This is a genomic window from Arthrobacter sp. Soc17.1.1.1, assembly GCF_036867195.1.
Taxonomy (GTDB): domain Bacteria; phylum Actinomycetota; class Actinomycetes; order Actinomycetales; family Micrococcaceae; genus Arthrobacter_D.
Genome location: NZ_JBAJII010000001.1, coordinates 338,809 through 356,777, shown reverse-complemented (window position 1 = coordinate 356,777; position 17,969 = coordinate 338,809). Strand labels below are relative to the sequence as shown.

Below are 17,969 nucleotides of genomic sequence, written 5' to 3'. Positions count from 1 at the left end.
GAGTGCGAATGAAGTTGTGCCGGCTCAGCCTCTGCTCCCCAGCAGTACTGACCGCTGAGCCGGTGGTGCTTTGATCCTTCGCTGGAGCGCTGTTCGCCCAGCTGTTCGGCCCTTATTCGTTGCACCCTCCGGATCGGATGGGAGCATTTCAGGTTTTTCTTGCGAACCAGGCCCGTCCCTCGACCATACCGAGGGGATCCGAGGGAGAACCAGCGGGAACCCTTAAGGTCTGGTCAAGAATGACCGAAGGGCATACTATTTCGCGCTCTCGCCGTTTCTCCTGCCCTGCGGGTAGACGGTCTCGCCCCTGGACAGCATCGCGACGAACTTCGCGATGTTCCTCTCCTTCGCCGCATCGGTCTTCAGTTGGGTCAGGCGGAAGATCATGGCGTACCGGTTCTGTGACGACAGGGTGCGGTAGGTGGCGAGCGCCCCGGCGTCGGCCTCGATCGCGGCCATGAGTTCGGGGGACATCTCCGCGGTCGCGGGGCCGGCGTATGCGCGCTCCCATCGACCGTCGGCCTGGGCCGCGGCGACAGCCCGCTCCCCCGCCTCGCGCATCCGCCCCTCGGCGCGCAGCCTGTCCACGTAGGTCCGGTTGCGGACCGACCAGATGCTCCGCGGACCGCGGGGCGTGAAGCGCTGCAGGTAGCTGCCCCCGTCGCGGGTCTTCGCCTGCCCGTCGATCCAGCCGAAGCAGAGCGCCTCGTCGAGGGCCTGCGCGTAGGTGAGGGTCGTCGTCGTCCCGCCCTTCTTGTGCTCGATCAGCCAGACGCCCGGCGAGGACTCGTGGTTGTCCTCCAGCCAGCGGCGCCAGGCGGCGGTGTCGGGCAGGAGGAGTTCGGGGAGGTCGGCCTTCATGCCAACACCCTAGGGCCGCACTCCCCGGGCGGCTACCGGAGTGCCGGCAGCCTGGTGACGCCCGGCCCACCCGCGGCGCTGATCGACGCACACCTACGCCGGATCTCGTACGCGGTGCCGGGCGCCGTAGGGTCGATGGGACCCTGAGCCTGTCCGCGGTCGCGGCCGGGCCCTCCGCACCCACCCCAGGGAGAACCGATGCTCCGCGTGCGCCCCCTCGTCCATACCTCCGACGCCACCGGCGCGGCGGATCTCCTCCGGGCCCTCGGCCTGACCCCTGCGACCGAGCCCGTCACCGACAGCTCGTCTGCGGTGTTCGACGCCGCCGGCGGCCGCGTGGCCCTGCGCTCCTGCCGGCCGGGCAGCACGGACGACGGAGGGACCGCCCTCGCGTTCGACGTCGGCGATGTGCGGGAGTTCGCCCGGCGGACGGAGGAGTCCGGGACCGCCGCCGAACTGACCGAGGAGGGCGATGGCCCGGCCGCGCGGATCACCACCCCGGACGGCATGTCCTTCCTCGCCGCTGCCGGCCCTCGCGGGACGGGCGCCCTGCAGTCCCGGCTGTCGGTCCTTGCCGTCTGGCACACACCCGACGTCGGTCCGGCCGTCAGGGTCCTGCGGGACATCGGGGCGAGACCGAGGATCAGCTCCGCTGCGGGCACCTGGCACGACTTCCGGGCGAAGAACGGTGGCCTCGTGGCCGTCCATGCCGCCGAGCGCATGGAGGTGGAGCTCGCGTTCGAGCACGACGGCGACGTGCGGGACCTGCTGGGGGGCCTCGCCGGCGGCGGTTTCGAGCCCGTGATGGTCGACGGGAGCCACGGGAGGTCGCTGCGGGTCCGCGCTCCCTGGGGTGCCGACGTGCGGATCAACGAGTGCCTGCGGCATTTCGACGGGTACACGGTGCACCGACAGGGCTGAGCCGGGGCGGCGTCTGCTTAACTGGGGGTATGAACGTACGCACCCCTGACCCCAACCCGGGCTGGCTCTCCGAAGAAGACCTGTACGAGGCCCGCCGCCGTCTGCCCATGGTCTACGTCGAGGCGATCCCGGTGCGCTGCGACGCGCTGGGCTACGTCAACGAGGTGGGTCTGCTGCTGCAGGCGAACGAGCAGGGCGAGATGCTGCGGACCTTCGTCTCCGGCCGCGTGATGTACCGGGAGACCATCCGGGCCGCGCTGCTGCGCCACCTCGAGAAGGATCTGGGGCCGCTCGCCCTGCCGCAGCTGGCGCCGTCGCCCCTGCCCTTCACGATCGCGGAGTACTTCCCGTCCCCGTCCGAGACGGGCCTGACCGACGACCGCCAGCACGCCGTCGCCCTCGCGTACATCATCCCGGTGACCGGCGAGTGCGCACCGCGGCAGGACGCGCTCGAGCTGTCCTGGCTGACGCCCGCCGAGGCGCTGGGCCCCGCCATCCAGTCCGAGCTCTCGGGCGGACGCGGCGATCTGCTGCGCCAGGCGCTCGCGCATGCCGGCTGGGGCCGCTGACGGAGCACCCGCCGGCGCCCGCGTTACCGTATCGTGAAACGGGCGCGCTGAGGCGCCGCAGAAGATCCAGGGGGCTACTGGCAGAGGTTGGCACGACGTACATGATGGACAAGACAGGCAGGACAGGACTGCGCGCGGTCCCGGCGGAGGCGCTCACGGCAGGCGACGTCCTGGCGCTCCCCGGCGGGGGCGACTTGGCGGAGGTCTCCGCCGTCGCGGTAGAGAACGACGATTTCGGGGTACCCGCACTCGTCGTCGCGACGATCGACGGAGGCCGCCGCATCTCGATCGCCACGGGCTCGATGGTCTACCTCGAACCGGCGGACGCCGAGATCGGCGTCTCCGCCGTCGCCGCCGACCACGGCTCCCCCGAGGCGCTCGTGGCGCAGATCGCGCTGGCGCATCCCGACAGCGATGCGATCCAGAAGGTGGCGGGGCGCCTGGCGCGCGGCATCAACCTCAAGTCCGGCAGCAACCTCCAGGATCTGCACCAGCTCGCGCTCGCCCTGCTGATCGACGAGGGCGACACCGCGTCGGCGCTGACCGTCGCCGACCTCCTCGCGGAGCTGCCCTTCGACGGGAACTTCGGGCGGTGGAAGTGGATCGAGGGAGGCCTCGCGATCGCCGCCTACCTCACCCGGCACGACGACGCCCGCTCGGCCCGGTACTCCGCCGCGATCCGGGCGGCCGACGACGCCGAGACGGACCCGCTGCGCGCCAAGACCTCCGCCATGTACCGGCAGCGCCAGCTCAACGAGCCGAACGTGTACGACCCGGAGATCCTGCGCGCCTCGGCGGCGGGGAAGACCGACGTCGAGCGTGACTGGCGGGTGCTGCGCATCGGTGTGCTGCTCTACCTACGGGCCCACGGCGGGTCCGAGACGCTCAGCCGCGACGTCCTGGAGCGGCGGATCGCCGCGGAGCTCGCCGCCGTCGGGGCGCTCAACGACCAGCTCGCGTAGCCGGACGTCGCGGGCGGCCTGTGCCCTGCGGACGGCCGGACCCCTCGCGGCCGGCGGTCGGCCCGCGCCCGCGGAGCTGGCAAAATAGGGTGGTGCATCCACAGTCCCAGCAGTCCTCGTTCTCCTTCACCGTCTCCAGCCGACTCGAGGAGACGACGCCGGGGGCCGGCAGCGGCGCCAGGCGGCACGGGCGCACCGGGACCATCACCACGCCGCACGGGGAGATCCGGACGCCCGCCTTCATCCCCGTCGGCACGAAGGCGACGGTGAAGTCGGTGCTCCCCGGCGCCATGGCCGAGCTCGGCGCCCAGGCGCTCCTGGCCAACGCGTACCACCTGTACCTGCAGCCCGGCGCGGACATCCTCGACGAGGCCGGAGGGCTGGGCGCCTTCATGAACTGGCCGGGCCCCACCTTCACCGACTCCGGCGGCTTCCAGGTCATGAGCCTCGGCTCGGGGTTCAAGAAGGTCATCACCATGGACGTCCCCGTGGACGCCGACAAGGCCGGGGCGGACGACCGCGTGGCCGTCGGCAAGGAGCGCCTGGCCCATATCGACGACGACGGCGTGTGGTTCAAGAGCCACCTGAACGGCGACCGCCACCGGTTCACGCCCGAGATCTCGATGCAGGTGCAGCACCAGCTCGGCGCGGACGTGATGTTCGCCTTCGACGAGCTCACCACGCTGATGAACTCGCGCGGCTACCAGGAGGAGTCCCTCGAGCGGACGCGCCTGTGGGCCCTGCGCTGCATCGCCGAGCACCAGCGGTTGACGGCCGAACGCAGCCACCGCCCCTACCAGGCACTCTTCGGCGTCATCCAGGGCGCGCAGTACGAGGACCTGCGCCGGAAGGCGTCCGCCGATCTCGGGGGCATGGACTTCGACGGCTTCGGCATCGGCGGGGCGCTCGAGAAGGAGAACCTCGGGACGATCCTCGGCTGGTGCAGCGACGAGCTGCCGGAGAACAAGCCGCGGCACCTGCTCGGCATCTCCGAGCCGGACGACCTCTTCACGGGTATCGAGAACGGTGCGGACACGTTCGACTGCGTCTCCCCCACCCGCGTGGCCAGGAACTCCGCGTTCTACACACCGGACGGCCGCTGGAATCTCTCGAACGCCCGGTTCCGCCGTGATTTCACGCCCCTGGTCGAGGGCTGCGACTGCTACACGTGCACCCACTACACCCGCGCCTACATCCACCACCTCTTCAAGGCCAAGGAGATGGTGTCGGCGACGCTGATCTCCATCCACAACGAGCGTTTCGTGGTGCGGATGGTCGACGACGCGAGGGCGGCCATCGAGGACGGCACGTTCTACGACCTGAAGGCGGAGGTGCTGGGGAGGTACTACGCCTGACGGCGCAGCCCGAGCAGGACGGCTGCCGCTTCTGAACGCGTTCAAATAAGGGCTACACTCCGAATTGAACATGTTCAGACAGGAGCCCGATGCCCACGCCGACCGCCAAGAGCGAAGCCACGAGGGAGTTGCTGGTGTCCACCGCGCTCAGGCTCTTCCGCGAGGTCGGGTACGAGAAGACCACCATGCGCGCCATCGCCGCGGCCGCGAACGTCTCGACCGGGAGTGCGTACTACTACTTCGCCTCCAAGGACGACCTCGTGCACGAGCTCTACCGCAGCCTGCAGGAGGAACACCGCACCCGCGTGCTGCCGCTGCTGCGCGAGGGCCAGAACCTCGGGGAGCTGCTGCGCCTCGTACTCAACTCGGGGATCGACGTCATGGCGCCGTACCACGACTTCGGCTCGAACTTCATCGGCATCGCCATCAAGCCCTCGGCGACGACGAGCCCTTTCGGCAGTGAATCCGCCGTCGCGCGCGCCCGGGCCATCGCCCTGTTCCGGCAGGCCGTGGCCCTGTCGCGGCCGCAGCCGCCCCTCGCCATCCGCGACGACCTGCCCGAGCTCCTCTGGTACGCCTACATGGCCGTGACGCTCTTCTGGGTCTACGACTCCTCCCCCGGACAGGCCCGCACGCGCCGGCTCATCCATCAGGCCGCGCCGCTGATCTCGAAACTCGTGATCCTCTCGCGGCTGCCCGTGGTCCGGAAGATCGTCGAGGACATCGTGCAGCTGATCCGCGGGACACGCGAGTGAGCGCGGGCGACGGAACCCCCGGGGACGGGGAGGCGGCGGGCGGCGACGGACGGCGGCGCGACGATCCACGCGTCACCTTCGGACCGGGCGCCGTCGCCGTCGCGTTCCTCGTGGGCCTCACCGCCCTGGCACTCGCGTTCGCCTCCTCCTGGGGGGCCGAGGCTCCACGGGTCTTCCTGCTGGCCCTCTGGTACGGCCTCGGCGTGGGACTGGTCACCGGTCTGCCCGTCGGGATCGTGCTGGGACTGCTCCTCCGCCCGTTGCGCAGCCAGTGGGTCCACGTCGCGGTCTTCTTCGCCGGATTCACCCTGGTGGCCTTCCTCGTCACGACGCTGCTCTCGCCGTCCACCCTCCTCGGGGACAGCCTCCCCACCGCCCTCATCATCGGAGGCGCGGCCGCCCTGGCCCGCGCCAGTATCTGGAAGCTGGTCCGCCATGAGCACCACCCCTGACATCAGCACGGACATCACCACGGACATCAGCACGGTCGTCATCGCAGGCGCCTCGGGCTTCATCGGCAGCCACCTCGTGCGCCGCTTCACCGAGGCCGGCGTGGAGGTCCGGACCATCGGCCGCGCCGGGCCCGCCGTGTGGGGCGACATGCAGGGCATCGCGGCCGCGCTCGACGGCGCCGACCTCCTCGTCAACCTCGCCGGGCGCAGCGTGAACTGCCGGTACAACAAGCGGAACGCGGACGTGATCTTCTCCTCCCGCGTGGACACCACGGAGGAACTCGGGCGTGCGCTCGCGCAGTGCCGTATGGGTGGCGGCACACCCCCGCCGGTCTGGATCAACGCCAGCACCGGCACCATCTACCGTCATGCGACGGACCGGCCGCAGTCGGAGGACGACGGCGAGCTCGGCACCGGCTTCTCGGTCTCGGTGGCGCGGGCCTGGGAGAGGGCGCAGGCCGACGCCGACGTGCCGGGCGTGCGGAAGGTCGCGCTGCGCATCTCGATCGTGCTCGGTCCCGGCAGCGTGATGACGCCCCTGACGGTCCTCGCCCGCACCGGGCTCGGCGGCCCCATGGGGACGGGGTCGCAGAAGTTCAGCTGGGTGCACCTCGAGGATCTCTTCCGCGCGGTGGTCTTCATCGCCGTCACGCCGTCGCTCTCCGGCCCCGTGAACGTCGCGGCCCCGGAGGTGGTGACGAACGCGCAGCTCATGGCGGCCGTCCGGCAGCGCCTGCACGTCCCCGCCGGGCTGCGGACCCCCGCCTGGCTCCTGGGCCTCGGCGGCATGATCATCCGCACCGAGGCGGAGCTCGTGCTCAAGAGCCGCTGGGTGAGCCCGCGCAGACTGCTCGACGCCGGCTTCCGCTTCACCTACCCCACCCTGGGTCCTGCGCTCGACGACATCCTCGCCCGCGACCGGGTGGCCGCCCCTGAGCCGGTTCGGGCAGACTAGGAGGATGTCCGAGACCCAGACTCCCGTGTCCCCCGCTGTCACCCTGACCATCGCCGGATCCGAGGCGACCGGTGGCGCCGGCGCCCAGGCAGACCTGAAGACCTTCCAGGAGCTCGGCGTCTACGGCGTCGTCGCCCTGACCTGCATCGTCTCCTTCGACCCGAAGAACGAGTGGCAGCACCGCTTCGTACCCGTCGACCAGCAGGTCATCGCCGATCAGCTCGAGGCCATCCAGTCCTGCTACCCGCTCCGCACGGTCAAGCTCGGGATGCTCGGCACCCCCGCGACCATCGACACCGTGGCCACCGCCCTGCAGAGCCAGGAGTGGGACAACGTGGTCCTCGACCCGGTGCTCATCTGCAAGGGACAGGAGCCCGGGGCAGCGCTCGACACCGACCAGGCGCTGAAGGCGAATATCCTGCCGCTGGCCACCTTCGTGACCCCCAACCACTTCGAGGCGGAGTCCCTCTCGGGCATCACCATCGAGACCCTCGAGGACCTCGAGGAGGCCGCCCGGATCATCCACCGCCAGAGCGGCGCCGTCGTCCTCGCGAAGGGCGGCGTGCGCCTCGAGGGCCCCGACGCCGTGGACGTGTACTTCGACGGCGAGACCCTGGAGGTGCTGTCCGCGCCGAAGGTCGGGGACGTCGCCGTCAGCGGTGCAGGCTGCACGCTCGCCGCGGCCATCGCCGCCGAGCTCGCCAAGGGCGCGGCACCCCTCGACGCCGCCCGCACCGCCAAGGCGTTCGTCACCGAGGGCATCCGCAACCGCGTGGCGTCCAACGCCCCGTTCGACGCCGTCTGGCAGGGAGGCGCCCGCTCCTAGCGGGCAGGGAAGGCGCATCGTGAGCACCGCGGCGGACCAGCCCGAGCCAGGCGCGGACCGCGGTGGTGCGCACGGCAGGGGAAGCGCCGGCGCGGCGGGCGACGTCGTGGGTGGCCCCGACACGGACCCGGCGACGGACGACGACGGGCGCGGCGAGAGCAGCAACCAGCGGCTCGACCGGAACTGGCAGGAGATGCTGCAGGAACTGCGGGTCATGCAGACCGGCATCCAGATCCTCACCGGATTCCTGCTGACCCTGCCCTTCCAGAGCCGGTTCGACGAGCTCGACGACACGCAGGTGCTGGTCTACCTGTGCCTGGTCTGCCTGTCGGCGCTGATCACGGCCCTGGTGCTGTCCTCCGTCAACCTGCATCGCGTCCTCTTCGGCCTGCGCGTGAAGGCGACGCTCGTGCAGCACACAGCGGTGATCATCCGCGCGACGATCGCACTCGTGGGCCTCGTCCTCGCGGGCACGGCCTGGCTGATCTTCGACCTCGTGGTCGGCCGGACCGCGGGCCTCGTCGTCGCGGGATCGATCCTGCTCGTGGTGCTCCTGCTGTGGGTCGTCTACCCGTTCGCCCTCCGGCGTCGGGCCGTGCGGAACCGCGCCGCTCCCTGACCAGCCGGTCGAGGGACGCCGGCAACCCGGCGCGGCCTAGGGCGCAGTGGGTGCCGGGGTGGGTGCCGGGGTGGGGGTCGCGCCCTCCTCGGGCGCGCAGCTGAGTCCCGCCGGCGTGATGTCCACGAGTTCGGGCGGCACGAGCCCGGAGTAGGAGGAGCCCAGGATGACGTCGACCGTCCTGTCCTCGCGCTCGTCGGGCACGTAGATGGAGTCCGGGAGGGTGCGCTGCAGCGTGAACGCGTTGGCCCGCCCGCCCTCGCCCGAGACGACGACCGCGGCCCTGGCCACGGAGACGCCCTCGCGGTTGCCGATCTCCCGCACCGCGAAGGCACGCCCCCGGAGCTGATCGGCTGCGGTACCGGCGAGCCCGTCGATGGTCGTGCTGTTGTAGACGTTGACGGTGATCGCGCTCGGGTCCTGGTAGTCGAACGGACCGGCAGGGCAGGTGGAGATGGGCTCGGGGACGACGTCGGAGGAGCCGAGGGTGATGTCGCCGCGCGCCAGGCCGAGGGCGACGACCACACCTGCCGCCACCAGCCCGACCAGCAGCACCAGGACCACACCGTGCCGGATCCGGCGCATCGACGAGCGCCGCCGGCGTGCGGCGTCGTCGTCCTCGAAGACCGCCCCGAGGTCGGTCTCGGTGACGATGCGGTGGCCGTGCCACTCGGTCGGATCGCGCTTCGCCTGTGCGCGCTGCTGGCGGGGCGAGTCCTGCTCCCGCTGACGCCGCGACGATTCCTGCTCAGTCATCGAGCACGAGGACTCTCGCGTGCAGGATGCTCCGCTGGTGCAGTGCGGTCCGGACCGCGCGGTGCAGGCCGTCCTCGAGGTACATGACGTCGTTCCAGACCACGACGTGCGGGAAGAGATCGCCGAAGAACGTCGAGTCCTCGGCGAGGAGCGCCTCGAGGTCGAGGGTGGTCTTGGTGGTCACCAGTTCGTCGAGTCGCACCTGCCGGGGAGGTACTTCCGCCCAGTCCCGGGGGGTCACGTGCCCGTGGTCCGGGTAGGGGCGTCCGTCGCTCACTGCTTTGAAGATCACTGCTACAGCGTAGGTTGTTGCTTCAGCCAAGGGAATGCGAGCGGGCCCGGGCGGCGATCTCGTGGCCCAAAGGTTATGCCGCGGCGGGCGCACGGCGTCGGGCCCTCAGGCGTCGGCACCCTGGTCCTCGCCGGGGAGCACGTCGTCCGGCGACGGGTAGGAGGGCTGCGCTCCCGCGTACTGGACGGCGTAGGAGCCCACCCGTACGGCGAACCGGACGGCGTCCTCGAGCGGGTCCCCGGCTCCGAGCCGCGCGGCGAGCGCCCCGACGAAGGCGTCGCCCGCACCGGTGGTGTCGACGGGGGTGACCCGGGGTGCGGGCACGGCCCGGACGGGGCCGCCGTCGGACACCAGCGCGCCGGCTGCGCCGAGCGTCATCACCACCGACGCGAAGCCGCACCCGAGGAGCGCCTCGACGACGGCCGTGTGGCCCGATGCCTCCCCGGCGCCCAGCTGGGCGAGCACCAGGGCGCCCTCGTGCTCGTTGACGACCAGCGGATCGGCGCGCAGGAGCACCTCCGGGTCGACCGCGACGACCGGTGCGAGGTTCACGATCACGCGGCCGGACGTGGCGCGCACGGCCGCCTCGGTCGCAGCGGCGGGCACCTCGCCCTGGACGACGACGACGGCCGCCGCGCCGATGACGGCGGCCGACGCCGCCACGATCCGGGGCGTCATCTCCCCGTTGGCGCCGGGCAGCACCACGATGGTGTTCTCGCCGTCGTCGGACACCTCGACGACGGCCACGCCGGTGCCACCGTCCGTCCGTGTGAGGGAGCCCAGGTCGACACCCGCCGCGGCGAGGGCCGAGAGCGCGGTGTCCGCGTAGGCGTCGGATCCGACGGCGCCGACCATGAGGACGTCGGCGCCCAGGCGTGCCGCGGCGACCGCCTGGTTGGCGCCCTTGCCGCCGGGCAGCACCGTCAGGGAGCGTCCCAGCACGGTCTCGCCCGGTCGCGGGTGCCGTTCGAGGGTGACCACGAGGTCCGCGTTGATGGATCCGACGACGACGATGCCCGGCCTGCTCATGCCCAGCAGTCTTCCATGCGGCCAGCCGTGTCCGGTCGGCAGCCGGCCGGCCGGACGGCGGTCGCCAGGGGCGAATACAGGGAGCGGGCGTCCCGGGAACATAATGGGAGCATGCCTACGGACGCCCCCCTCGACCTGCTCCCCGACGCTCCCCCCGCTCCCGCACCGGCTGATGCACGGCCCGCGCAGGGCCTGCTGCTCGACGTCGACGGCCCTGTCGCGAGCCCCGTGACGCGGACGGTGCCGACGGGGATCATCGCCGACCTGCTCACGCTCGCCTCCGCGGGATGGCCGGTGGTCTTCAACACCGGGCGTTCCGACGCCTTCATCAGGGAGCAGGTCATGGCCCCGATGCTCGCCCTCGGCATCCCGGCCGGGATCACCTTCCACGCCGTCTGCGAGAAGGGCTCCACCTGGTTCTCGTTCACGGCCGACGGCGCGGGCCAGGTCTTCGTGGACCGCGAGCTCGCGCTCCCGACCAGCTTCGCCGACGACGTACGGGACCTGGTCGAGGAGAAGTACGCGGACCTGATGTTCTTCGACGAGACCAAGCTCGCCATGGTGTCCGTGGAGCAGTCACTCGACGCGACGAACGCCGACTACCTCGAGGCTCAGCGCTCCTTCGACAGCGACGCCCTCGACATCATGCACAGCCACGACATGGGTGCCTGCCGGCTGGACCGCGAGGAACCGAACAGCAACGGCGACATCGACTACCGCGTGGACCCGACGATCATCTCCACCGACATGGAATCGGTGCGGGTCGGCAAGGACCTGGGCGCCGAGCGCGCCCTCACGCTCATCGCCCCGCTCATGGAGATCCCGCGGACGTGGCGGACGGTCGGCGATTCCCGCAGCGACTACGCCATGGCGGACTACCTGCACGACCAGGGGTTCGACGTCGCGCACGTCGATGTGCGGCCCGCCGACGGCATCCCGTCGAAGCCCTACGAGGTGCTCACGGAGGGCTCGCTCATCCACGAGGACGCGGGAGCCGCGTTCCTCGCACGCTGCGTCGCCTCGCTCGGCTGACGCCGCGACGGCTCAGGCGGCGGGACGGGCCAGGACGTCCTCGATCGCCGCGACGACCTCGGGGGCATCCGGCTCCACGGTGGGGGCGAAACGCGCGACGACGTCCCCCTCGCGATCGACGAGGAACTTCTCGAAGTTCCACTTCACCAGACCGGGCAGGACGCCGTTCCTGAACTTCGTCAGCTCCCCGTACAGCGGGTGCTGGTCCTTCCCGCGGACGTCGCCCTTGGACAGCAGCGGGAACGTCACGCCGAACGTCGTGGAGCAGAACTCGGCGATCTCGCCGTCGTTCCCCGGCTCCTGGCCCATGAACTGGTTGCACGGCATGCCGAGCACCACCAGGCCCTCCCCGGCGTACGTCCCGTAGAGCTTCTCGAGCCCCGCGTACTGCGGCGTGAAGCCGCACTTCGACGCCACGTTCACCACCAGGACGGGCCGGCCGCGGAACTCGCCGAAGGACTTGCGCGTGCCGTCGTTCATGGTGAGGTCGATCTCGTACAGGTCGGACGAGGACATTGCTGCTCCCTGATAGGTGATGGTCCCCCTGCTTCGTTCCGTCCCGTCGCGCGGATGGCGGCGGGCTGGAACGCGGCAGGAGCAAACGGACGGGGGGAGACGTTGGAAGCAGGGGTGGCCGTGCAGGCCTCCGGTCCACCGCGGGTCATCAACAGGATAGGGCGTGGCATGGGAATCATCGACACGTGGAAGCTGCAGCTCAGAACCACTTTCACGGACGGTGACCCGACCATCCCGCAGTGGCAGTTCGAGTTCGAGAAGGGCGACGATGCGGGCTACTTCCCCGTCGGGTCCGCGGTCTGGACGGTGCACAGTTCCATCACCCCGACGGTGGCCGGCATCAGGGCCCTGCTGCTGCAGGCACTCCACCCCGGTGCCATGGCAGGTGTCCACGCGCACTCCAGCTTCCGCGAGGAGCCGCTCGGTCGGCTCGCGAACACCATCCGGTGGATCTTCACCGTCACGTACGGCTCGAAGGTCGCCGCACAGGAGGGGTCGGCGTTCGTGCAGCACCTCCACACGCGCGTCAAGGGCACGTACACCGACAGCCGCGGGACCGAGCGCCCCTATTCCGCAGCCGATCCCGACCTCGTGCGCTGGGTGCATCTCGCGTTCACGGATGCCTTCGTGGCCGCCCACGCCGCGTACGGCGGCCCGATCCCGGGCGGCGCGGACCGGTACGTGGAGGAGTGGGCGCACGCGGGGCACCTGATGGGCCTCGAGGACCCCCCGCGGTCCGTGGCCGAGCTCCGGGCACAGCTCGCGGCGTTCGACGGCGAACTCACGAACAGCGACCAGGTGCAGGAGGCGCTCACCTACGTCCGCCGTCCACCGCTCCCGCGCTCCCAGCGCCTCGGGTACCAGATCCTGTTCGCGGGGGCGGTGGCCACCCTCGAGCCGAGGCACCGCGAGCTGCTGGGGCTCCGGGTGCCGTCCCTCGGGCCGATCCCCCTGCCCGTCCGCACGGCGGTCCGGCTCGTCCTCGGCGTGATCCGGCTGGGACTCGGCCCCGAGGGCCCGGCAGAGGCTGCGGCGAAGAAGCGCATCCGGCGGGTGACGGGGACCACGGACCCATCGGTGGCTTAAAGCAGCTGAACCCCGGCCGGTGGGCCGGGGTTCAGCTGTGTGCTTCGAGCGGAGGATGGGGGATTTGAACCCCCGAGGGCGTTAACCCAACACGCGTTCCAGGCGTGCGCCATAGGCCGCTAGGCGAATCCTCCTCTTTTGGAGCAGATACCAGAATACCCATACAGGCGGTTCCTGCCGAATCGTGCCCGGCGCGGGCCTCCCCGCGCCCCCTCGCCGCCGATTCGAAAGCCGCGCATGCTCCTGTGTAGACTATTTCCCGGCCCCTCATGTGGTGTCATCCTGTGAACTCCCCCAGGACCGGAAGGTAGCAAGGGTAAGCGGGCTCTGGCAGGTGCATGGGGGGTCTTCACTTTAAGCGAGCACGGCGGGAGGTCGGACGTGGCAGGCAGAGGCGCCGGCCGGTTTGCCCCCAGCCCCTCCGGGCAGCTGCACCTCGGCAATCTCCGCACCGCCGTCGTCGCCTGGCTCTTCGCCCGGTCCTCGGGCAGGGCCTTCCTCCTCCGCGTCGAGGACCTCGACCGCGTGCGGGCCGGTGCAGAGGCGGAGCAGTTGGCCGAACTGGCCGCGCTGGGCATCCTCTCCGACGGGCCCGTGGTGCGTCAGAGCAGGAATGCCGCCCGCTACGACCAGGCCCTGGGCCGGTTGCAGGCGGAGGGCCTGGTGTACGAGTGCTTCTGCACGCGCCGGGACGTGGCCGAGGCCGCGAGTGCCCCGCACGGCCGGCCAGGGTTCTACCCGGGCACCTGCCGCGGGCTCGGCGAGGACGAACGGGAACGACGGCGGGAGCAGCGGCGGCCGGCGCTGCGCCTCGCCGCCGGTGTCGGGAGCTGGGTCATCGAGGACCTGCTGACCGGGCACGTCACCGCCCCGGTGGACGACTTCGTGCTGCGGCGGAACGACGGCGTGATCGCCTACAACCTCGCGGTCGTGGTCGACGACGCCGCCCAGGGGATCGACCAGGTGGTGCGGGGCGACGACCTGCTCGAGTCCGCTCCACGGCAGGCCTACCTCGCCTCGCTGCTCGGCCTGCCGGCGCCCACGTACGCCCACGTGCCCCTGGCCGTCTCGCCCGGAGGCCGCCGCTTGGCAAAACGGGACGGCGCTGTGACACTGGAGGACCTCGCACGGCTGGGCTGGTCACCGGAGGCGGTGCTGGGCGTCATCCTGGCGTCGCTCGGCCTTCCCGGAGGGTCGCTCGCAGCGGCTCTCGCATCGTTCGACCCCGCCCGATTGCCCCGTGATCCGTGGGTCGTGGACCCTGCGGTCCTGTCCGCCGGCCCGTTCTCCGCCCCCGCCGGTCCGGCATGCAAACCGTCAGCACCAACCGATAAGGTTCTTCCGTGAGTACAGCCCTCTACCGCCGCTACCGTCCCGAGACCTTCGCGGACGTCATCGGCCAGGAGCATGTCACCGAACCGCTGATGGCGGCCATCGACAAGGACCGCATCAACCACGCGTACCTCTTCTCCGGGCCCCGCGGGTGTGGCAAGACCACCTCCGCCCGCATCCTCGCCCGTTGCCTCAACTGCGCCCAGGGCCCCACCTCCACCCCGTGCGGCACCTGCGACAGCTGCGTCGAACTGGCCCGCAACGGGTCCGGCAGCCTGGACGTCATCGAGATCGACGCCGCCAGCCACGGCGGTGTGGACGACGCCCGTGACCTCCGCGAGCGCGCCAGTTTCGCACCCGTGCGCGACCGCTTCAAGATCTTCATCATCGACGAGGCCCACATGGTCACGTCGGCGGGCTTCAACGCACTCCTGAAGATCGTCGAGGAGCCGCCGGAGCACATCCTGTTCATCTTCGCGACCACGGAGCCGGACAAGGTGATCGGCACCATCCGCTCCCGCACGCATCACTACCCGTTCCGCCTCGTCCCGCCCGAGCCCCTCATGGCCTACCTCGAGCAGCTCTGCCGGCAGGAGAACGTGCCGGTGGCGCCCGGCGTGCTCTCGCTCGTCATCCGCGCCGGCGGCGGCTCGGTGCGCGACTCCCTCTCCGTGCTCGATCAGCTCATGGCCGGTGCGGGCGAGAACGGGCTCGACTACGAGCTCGCGGTCTCGCTCCTGGGCTACACGCATGCCACGCTGCTCGACGACGTCGTGGAGTCCGTCGCCGCCGGGGACGCCGCCACGGTGTTCAACGCCGTGGACCGCGTGATCCAGACGGGACACGACCCACGCCGTTTCGTCGAGGACCTGCTGGAGCGCTTCCGCGACCTGATCGTCATCAACGCCGTCCCCGAGGGTGCTGCGTCGATCCTCCGCGGCGTCCCGGACGACCAGCTGAACCGCATGCGCTCGCAGGCCAATCAGCTGGGCGCGGGCGAACTCTCCCGCGCGGCCGATGTCACCAACACGGCCCTGACCGAGATGACCGGTGCCACCTCGCCGCGCCTACACCTCGAACTGCTCTGCGCCCGGCTGCTGCTCCCGGCCGCCGACGCCACGGTCCGCGGCACCCTGGCGCGGGTGGACCGCATCGAGCGACGCCTCGAATATGCCGGCGGCACCCCCGCTGCGGAGGCTGCAGCGGAGACCCCCGCCGAGGAGGCACCGAAGGCACCGGCCCGCCCCCGGCTCGATGTCCCCCGGACGGCCGAGGAGGCCGCGGCCCGCTGGTCGCTGCCCGCCGCCGACCCGGCCGCTCCCGCCGCTGCCGCTGTGCCGGGCGCGCACTCCCCCGCCGTCCCCGGGGCGTCCCGCGCCGACCGGCCGGGCGCAGCGCCTGCATCGGCCGACTCGTCCCCCGACTGGGGAGGCAGCTGGGGCGTCTCCACGGATTCGGCCTTCGGCGAGCCCGAGCCGGCGAAGGCCGGACCGGCGAAGCAGCCCGCAGGGGGCGGAACGGTTCCCGCCGGTCAGGCGCCCGTGGCACCGGCCACGTCGCCTCCGGCCGGCCCCGGGTCACCGGCGGAACGGCCGGTGAGCGGTCACGCTGACGCCGCGGCCGGCAATGCTCCCACCGTGGACGATGCAGCGACGCCTGCTCCGGTCCCCGCTGCGTCGTCCTCCCCGCAGCCGGCCGCGCCGGCCCTCGGTGCGCCGCAGCAGGACGACGGACGTGCCCGATCCGGCGAGCACCAGCCGTCGGCCGATCGGGCCGGGACCGAACGGGGTCCGCGTCCCGACACCGTGGGAGGCCCGTCGAACGGGGCCCCCGCTCGCGAGGGGGACGCGCCGTCCTGGGGTGCGCCAGCCCAGCCGCAGGGCGGACCGCAGGTGCCTGCCCGGCCACCGGTCCAGGGCGGACCGCACGAGCCTGGCCAGAGCGCCCGGCAGCAGGGGCAGCCTCAGCAGGAGACCCGCCGCCCGGACCAGGGCCAGCCCGTCCAGCAGGGCCAGCCCGGTGCCTCCGGTGCCTCCGGCGCCTCCGGCGCGTCCGGTGGCAGCGTCGAGATGATCCGCCGGGCATGGCCTGAGATCATGGACGAGGTCGCCCGGATCAAGCGGGCCACGTGGCTGATCGTCAACGTCTCCGCGAAGCCGCGCTCCTTCGAGGGGAACCAGTTGGTGCTGGCCTTCGCCAACCAGGGCAACGCCATCGGGTTCCAGCGCGGCCCCCACGTGGACAACGTGAAGCAGGCCATCCACACGGTCCTTGGGCTCACGTGCTCCATCGAGGCGGTCCACGACGCCGGCGGGGCGGGTGAGTCGGGCCCAAAAGTACCGGCCAGTCAGTCGGCCCCGGGCAGTAACCCGGGCCTCGGCACTCCCGCGCCGTCGACCGGTCGCAGTGGCGCTGACAGTGTCCGCGCCGGTGCGGTGGGCCCTACGGCCCACGGACCCGCCGCTCCCCCGCCATGGCCCGCCACAGCGGCCGTGGCCGGCGCCGAAGCGCAGCCTCCTGCCGCTGGGCGGCCGGTGGCGACGCCCTCGGCGCCACAGTCGGTGACGCCCTCGGTGCCGGCAGCGGGGACCCCTTCCGGGGATGCACTGCCCGCCCGTGACCAGATTCAGCCACCCTCCGCGTCGACCCGCAACGGCAGCCACCCGGCCCGCCCCGTGGTCCGGGCCGCCGAGCCGGGCCGCACCGCGGAGCGGCCGGGCGGCACTCCGGCGAACGCCCCGCAGAGCAGGCAGGGCGGCACAGGTACCCGCCCCGGGACCCGCGGACCGGGTCGGGCCGCCGCGTCCACCGACGGTCCGGGATCGGAGTCCGTCAGCGCGTGGGACCCCTCGATGTCGGACGACTCATGGGCGCTCGTCGAGCCCCCCGAGGACGCCTTCGATCCCGGGAACGACTGGGGGCAGGTGCCGGAGGACCCCTACGAGCGACCCTCCCGGGAACCGCAGGCAGCGGCAACGCGTCCTGCCCCCGCTCCCTCGCCGGCACGCAGCGGCGTTCCGGCTGAACCGGCGTCGGTGCCCGCACCGCCCAGGGCACCAAGAGCCACCCCTGCGGCACAGGGTGCCGCACCGGCCCCGTCCCGGTCGGTGGTCTGGAGTCCTCCCGCAGCCACGCCGCCCGCGTCCTCGGCCCCGTCGTCACCCGTGTCGCCCGTGTCACCCCGCGGCCTGGCAGGCGCGGGCGCACGCGGGCCCGTGCCGGACCGGTCACCGGAGCCCGCTGCCTCCACCGATCCCCCGCGGTCCGCAGGAGCCGCAGGAGCCGCAGGAGCCTCGGCCGGCACCGCCACCGCGCCCACCCGTCCCGTCGGCCCCTCCGGATCGGTCGGAACCGCTGTCCCCGATCGTCCGGCTCCCGCCGGAGCCATCCGGCAGAAGCCGATCAGCCGCTATCAGCAGCTCCTCGACGAGGCCGAGCGGAAGCGGGCCGAGGAGGCCGCGGCCGCCCGCGGTGCCGTGGACAGGCGCTTCGTCGTGGACGAGCCCAGCGCGGACGACGAGACCATCGAGGAGTCCGGACTCGTGGGCCGCACGGCGATCGAACGCATCCTCAACGGTCGGCTCATCGAAGAACGCAGCATCGACGGTCAGTGACGCCGCTCGGCCCTGAAAGGGCATGCCGAGGGCGGAA

At 71.8% G+C, this 17,969-nt stretch carries 18 protein-coding genes, 1 tRNA gene and 1 other RNA gene; 14 read left to right on the top strand and 6 right to left on the bottom strand.

Annotated features, from left to right (window positions below):
* Positions 1-255: 255 nt before the first annotated feature.
* Positions 256-861 carry a YdeI/OmpD-associated family protein gene (locus V6S67_RS01745; RefSeq protein WP_334208604.1) on the bottom strand — a complete coding sequence of 202 codons (606 nt, stop codon included), beginning with the start codon at positions 859-861 and terminating at the stop codon, positions 256-258.
* A 198-nt stretch (positions 862-1,059) separates the two neighbouring features.
* On the opposite strand from V6S67_RS01745, the gene V6S67_RS01740 reads away from it, so the two are divergent.
* The 9 genes from V6S67_RS01740 to V6S67_RS01700 all read left to right on the top strand — a co-directional run bounded on the left by V6S67_RS01740 (position 1,060) and on the right by V6S67_RS01700 (position 8,275).
* Entirely contained in the window at positions 1,060-1,782 is a 723-nt protein-coding gene (locus V6S67_RS01740) for a VOC family protein (protein ID WP_334208603.1), read from the top strand.
* 29 nt (positions 1,783-1,811) lie between these two features.
* On the top strand, positions 1,812-2,351 hold the full coding sequence (locus V6S67_RS01735; protein WP_334208602.1) for an NUDIX hydrolase family protein: 540 nt from the start codon (positions 1,812-1,814) through the stop codon (positions 2,349-2,351).
* Positions 2,352-2,452: 101 nt separating this feature from the next.
* Positions 2,453-3,313 carry a DUF6707 family protein gene (locus V6S67_RS01730; protein WP_334208601.1) on the top strand — a complete coding sequence of 287 codons (861 nt, stop codon included), beginning with the start codon at positions 2,453-2,455 and terminating at the stop codon, positions 3,311-3,313.
* Positions 3,314-3,405: 92 nt separating this feature from the next.
* A complete protein-coding gene (gene tgt, locus V6S67_RS01725; RefSeq protein WP_334208600.1) occupies positions 3,406-4,668 on the top strand; it encodes a tRNA guanosine(34) transglycosylase Tgt in 1,263 nt (420 codons plus the stop codon).
* Between the two features lie 89 nt (positions 4,669-4,757).
* Positions 4,758-5,423, top strand: coding sequence for a TetR/AcrR family transcriptional regulator (locus tag V6S67_RS01720; RefSeq protein ID WP_334208599.1), 666 nt, complete (start codon positions 4,758-4,760; stop codon positions 5,421-5,423).
* Positions 5,420-5,875, top strand: a complete 456-nt coding sequence (locus V6S67_RS01715) for a hypothetical protein (RefSeq protein WP_334208598.1) — start codon at positions 5,420-5,422, stop codon at positions 5,873-5,875. Before V6S67_RS01720 ends, V6S67_RS01715 begins: the two co-directional genes overlap by 4 nt.
* Positions 5,859-6,830: a TIGR01777 family oxidoreductase gene (locus V6S67_RS01710; protein ID WP_334208597.1), complete on the top strand. Its 972-nt coding sequence runs from the start codon at positions 5,859-5,861 to the stop codon at positions 6,828-6,830. The genes V6S67_RS01715 and V6S67_RS01710 overlap by 17 nt, the downstream gene beginning before the upstream one ends.
* A gap of 4 nt (positions 6,831-6,834) precedes the next feature.
* A complete protein-coding gene (gene thiD, locus V6S67_RS01705) occupies positions 6,835-7,656 on the top strand; it encodes a bifunctional hydroxymethylpyrimidine kinase/phosphomethylpyrimidine kinase (protein ID WP_334208596.1) in 822 nt (273 codons plus the stop codon).
* Between the two features lie 19 nt (positions 7,657-7,675).
* Complete coding sequence (locus V6S67_RS01700) at positions 7,676-8,275, top strand: DUF6328 family protein (protein WP_334208595.1); 600 nt, start codon at positions 7,676-7,678, stop codon at positions 8,273-8,275.
* A gap of 36 nt (positions 8,276-8,311) precedes the next feature.
* Here V6S67_RS01700 and V6S67_RS01695 read toward each other — a convergent pair whose 3' ends face one another.
* From V6S67_RS01695 to V6S67_RS01685, 3 genes are all read right to left on the bottom strand, one after another.
* Positions 8,312-9,031 (bottom strand): LytR C-terminal domain-containing protein, encoded by a 720-nt coding sequence (locus tag V6S67_RS01695; RefSeq protein ID WP_334208594.1) that lies wholly within the window; start codon positions 9,029-9,031, stop codon positions 8,312-8,314.
* Positions 9,024-9,323, bottom strand: coding sequence for a type II toxin-antitoxin system VapB family antitoxin (locus V6S67_RS01690; RefSeq protein ID WP_334208593.1), 300 nt, complete (start codon positions 9,321-9,323; stop codon positions 9,024-9,026). The genes V6S67_RS01695 and V6S67_RS01690 overlap by 8 nt, the downstream gene beginning before the upstream one ends.
* 105 nt (positions 9,324-9,428) lie before the next feature.
* On the bottom strand, positions 9,429-10,352 hold the full coding sequence (locus tag V6S67_RS01685; RefSeq protein WP_334208592.1) for a ribokinase: 924 nt from the start codon (positions 10,350-10,352) through the stop codon (positions 9,429-9,431).
* Between the two features lie 111 nt (positions 10,353-10,463).
* Here V6S67_RS01685 and V6S67_RS01680 point away from each other — a divergent pair, with 111 nt between their 5' ends.
* Positions 10,464-11,384: a hypothetical protein gene (locus tag V6S67_RS01680; RefSeq protein WP_334208591.1), complete on the top strand. Its 921-nt coding sequence runs from the start codon at positions 10,464-10,466 to the stop codon at positions 11,382-11,384.
* A 12-nt stretch (positions 11,385-11,396) separates the two neighbouring features.
* Here the strand turns inward: V6S67_RS01680 and V6S67_RS01675 are convergent, their stop codons facing one another.
* Complete coding sequence (locus V6S67_RS01675; RefSeq protein ID WP_334208590.1) at positions 11,397-11,900, bottom strand: glutathione peroxidase; 504 nt, start codon at positions 11,898-11,900, stop codon at positions 11,397-11,399.
* Between the two features lie 168 nt (positions 11,901-12,068).
* Between V6S67_RS01675 and V6S67_RS01670 the strand changes: the two genes are divergently transcribed.
* Entirely contained in the window at positions 12,069-12,986 is a 918-nt protein-coding gene (locus V6S67_RS01670; RefSeq protein ID WP_334208589.1) for an oxygenase MpaB family protein, read from the top strand.
* Positions 12,987-13,035: 49 nt separating this feature from the next.
* On the opposite strand, the gene V6S67_RS01665 is transcribed toward V6S67_RS01670, so the two are convergent.
* Positions 13,036-13,120, bottom strand: a tRNA-Ser gene (locus V6S67_RS01665).
* 124 nt (positions 13,121-13,244) lie between these two features.
* Here V6S67_RS01665 and ffs point away from each other — a divergent pair.
* The 3 genes from ffs to V6S67_RS01650 all read left to right on the top strand — a co-directional run bounded on the left by ffs (position 13,245) and on the right by V6S67_RS01650 (position 17,932).
* Positions 13,245-13,340: signal recognition particle sRNA small type (ffs, locus tag V6S67_RS01660), an RNA gene on the top strand.
* Positions 13,341-13,367: 27 nt separating this feature from the next.
* Entirely contained in the window at positions 13,368-14,333 is a 966-nt protein-coding gene (gene gluQRS / locus V6S67_RS01655) for a tRNA glutamyl-Q(34) synthetase GluQRS (RefSeq protein WP_334208588.1), read from the top strand.
* Positions 14,330-17,932, top strand: coding sequence for a DNA polymerase III subunit gamma and tau (locus V6S67_RS01650; protein WP_442884679.1), 3,603 nt, complete (start codon positions 14,330-14,332; stop codon positions 17,930-17,932). The genes gluQRS and V6S67_RS01650 overlap by 4 nt, the downstream gene beginning before the upstream one ends.
* The last annotated feature ends 37 nt before the right edge of the window (positions 17,933-17,969 follow it).